This window comes from Mesorhizobium sp. M7A.F.Ca.AU.002.02.1.1 (assembly GCF_003998535.1).
Lineage (GTDB): Bacteria > Pseudomonadota > Alphaproteobacteria > Rhizobiales > Rhizobiaceae > Mesorhizobium > Mesorhizobium ciceri.
The window spans coordinates 1-1,938 of the sequence record NZ_RZPB01000962.1 but is presented as its reverse complement, the minus strand read 5'-3'; the positions used below and the strand labels follow the sequence as shown (position 1 = coordinate 1,938).

At 65.2% G+C, this 1,938-nt stretch carries 3 protein-coding genes; all 3 read left to right on the top strand.

Annotation, left to right across the window (positions count from 1 at the left end; translation table 11 throughout):
* Positions 1-531, top strand: a 531-nt coding sequence (locus tag EN879_RS33810) for a 4Fe-4S dicluster domain-containing protein (protein WP_164774759.1), incomplete at its 5' end; no start/stop codon positions are given.
* A 102-nt stretch (positions 532-633) separates the two neighbouring features.
* Positions 634-1,311, top strand: a complete 678-nt coding sequence (locus EN879_RS33805) for a FadR/GntR family transcriptional regulator (RefSeq protein ID WP_063168202.1) — start codon at positions 634-636, stop codon at positions 1,309-1,311.
* On the top strand, positions 1,308-1,938 hold a 631-nt coding region (locus EN879_RS33800; RefSeq protein ID WP_127274603.1), incomplete at its 3' end, for an MFS transporter. The genes EN879_RS33805 and EN879_RS33800, both read left to right, overlap by 4 nt.

Genomic DNA, 1,938 nt, shown 5'->3' with positions numbered 1-1,938 from the left:
CCCTGGCCGCATTTCCTGCGTTGGTGGGAGCAACAGCCACAGGCAATCGCCAATCCGCTCGACACATGGTCGCGCGAAGTGATCGGCGCCGTGGCGCAGGATTTTGGCGCACGGGCGATTTCTCCGTCGGACAAGCCCTATCTGCCGTTCCAGCAATGGGCGATGCGGGCGGAGGGGCTGAAACCGTCGCCGCTCGGCATCCTCATGCATCCGCGCTACGGGCTATGGCATGCCTACCGCGGTGTGCTGCTGTTTGACGACGAAATTCCAGTTCAAGTTGCCGAGGCAGCGCCCCACCTTTGCGATAGCTGCGCCGAGAAACCCTGCCTGAAATCCTGCCCGGTCGACGCCTATTCCGTGCAAGGATTCGCTTATCAATCCTGCCTGGCGCATGTGGGGGGAGCGAATGGCGAACCCTGCCGCAGCGGCGGTTGCCTCGATCGCAATGCGTGCCCCTATGGCACGGGGTATCGCTATCCGCCGGAGGTCCAGGCCTTTCACATGGCGAGCTTCGCACGGGCCACCAGCTGATCCGTTCCCATTGCATGGTGCTCGTTGGCTTCGATGAGCATCTTGACGGCAGCTAGAAGCAGGCCTATTCATCAAGTCATCTGATGACTTATGAATAGGCCTATGCAACCCGCCACCAGAACCAATCTCACCGACAGCGCCACCAGCAGCCTGCGTGCGGAGATCGTCAGCGGCCGCTGGGGCGTCGGCGAGCGCATTCCCAATGAGGCAGCCCTGACCGACCTTCTGTCGGTCAGCCGCGGCACGGTGCGCGAGGCGGTGCGGGTGCTGGTCTCGCAAGGATTGCTGGATACGCGCCAGGGCTCGGGCACATATGTGCGCTCTACCGTCGATGCCTCTGCCGCGCTCGACCGGGTCAAGCGCACCGGCCTGCGCGATCAGTGGGAGGCGCGGGCGGCGCTCGACCTGGAGGCGGCACGGCTCGCCGCCATGCGCCACACGCCAGCCGATCTTGAGACGATGCGGCAACTGCTTGCCGAACGCGGCACCGTCGCGGACGGCGGAAGCGATGCCTTCATCCGGCGCGATCTCGCTTTCCACAAATCGGTTGTCGCGGCGTCCGGCAACAAAGCGATGATGGAGCTCTACGACTTCTTCACCGCCGCCATCACCGAGACCATCCATGCCACCATCGACGGCGATCTGCCCGAACCGGACCACCAGGCGCATGCGGCTATCGTCGACGCCATTGCCGCGAGCAATCCCGAGCGCGCCGTTGCCGCCGTTCGCGCCTTCATGGCGCCGGTGCTTGCCCAACTTGAAAGACTGCTTTCGCAATGAACCAGAGTTTTCGTCAGCCTGACCCGACGGCGCAATCCGCCGCCATCGAGGGTCTGGAACTCATCGATGCCGAGGCCGACAGCCTGCCCGCGCCGCAGCCGCCTGAACTGCGCAGCCGTGCGGCGCGCATCGTGCTTGGCGCGAGCCTTGTGCTGATCGCCTTCAGCCTGCGGCCGCTGTTTTCCAGCCTGTCGGTACTGCTGCCCGAGGTGATGCAGGCAACCGGACTGTCGACGACGGGCGCCAGCCTGCTGACGACGCTGCCCGTTCTGTGCCTGGGTCTGTTCGCGCCCTTCGCGCCAAGACTTGCCCAGCGCTATGGAGCCGAGCGCACTTTGCTCGGGGCGCTCACCTTGCTGGTGCTGGGAACCGGCCTGCGCTGGTTCGGTACGGTTCCCCTGCTGTTTGTCGCCACCTTCCTTGCCGGCGGCGCCATTGCCATCGGCAATGTGCTGCTGCCGGGCCTGGTGAAGCGAGATTTCGCCGACAAGGCCGCCGTCATGACCGGGCTCTACACCATGGCGCTCTGTGCCGGCTCGGCGGCCGCCGCCGGCTTCACACTGCCGATCGAGCATTTTGTCACCGGTTCGTGGTCCGGGGCACTTGCTGCCTGGGCGGTGCCTACAC